This window comes from Streptomyces sp. BK79, assembly GCF_044142145.1.
Lineage (GTDB): Bacteria > Actinomycetota > Actinomycetes > Streptomycetales > Streptomycetaceae > Streptomyces.
Genome location: NZ_JBHVOC010000087.1, coordinates 1 through 811 on the forward strand (window position 1 = coordinate 1; position 811 = coordinate 811).

General features: G+C 67.6%; 1 protein-coding gene. It reads right to left on the bottom strand.

All coding sequences use genetic code 11. The features are described 5' to 3' along the window. A partial coding sequence (locus ACFIF2_RS35890; RefSeq protein WP_395577488.1) for a 2-oxoacid:acceptor oxidoreductase family protein occupies nucleotides 1-811 on the bottom strand: 811 nt, incomplete at both ends.

Consider the following 811-nt stretch of genomic DNA (forward strand, 5'->3'; position numbering starts at 1 on the left):
GGAGACGGCCAGCCCGATCGTCTCCGACTTCAGCGCCACCCCCGGCCCGGACGTCGTCGTCACCGCCAGCGAACCGCCGAACGCCGCACCCAGCGCCGCCCCGATCCCCGCGATCTCGTCCTCCGCCTGGAACGTCCGCACACCGAAGTTCTTGTGCTTCGACAGCTCGTGCAGGATGTCCGAGGCCGGCGTGATCGGATACGACCCCAAGAACAGCGGCAGATCCGCCTGCCGGGACGCGGCGACCAGGCCGTAGGACAGGGCCAGGTTGCCGGAGATGTTGCGGTAGGTGCCCGGCGGGAACGCCTTCGCGGCCGGCGCCACCTCGTAGGAGACCGCGAAGTCCTCCGTGGTCTCACCAAAGTTCCAGCCCGCCCGGAACGCGGCGATGTTCGCCGCCGCGATGTCCGGCTTCTTCGCGAACTTCGACCTCAGGAACGCCTCCGTCCCCTCCGTCGGCCGGTGGTACATCCACGACAGCAGACCCAGCGCGAACATGTTCTTGCTCCGCTCGGCCTCCTTACGGCTGAGGTCGAACTCCTTCAGCGCCTCCACCGTCAACGTCGTCAACGGCACCGGATGCACATGAAAGCCGCCCAGCGAACCGTCCTCCAGCGGGGAGGTGCCGTAGCCGACCTTCTGCATCGCCCGCTTGGTGAACTCGTCCGTATTGACGATGATCTCCGCGCCGCGCGGCATGTCGCCGATGTTCGCCTTGAGCGCGGCCGGGTTCATCGCCACCAGCACGTTCGGGGCGTCACCGGGGGTGAGGATGTCGTGGTCGGCGAAGTGCAGCTGGAAGGACGAGACA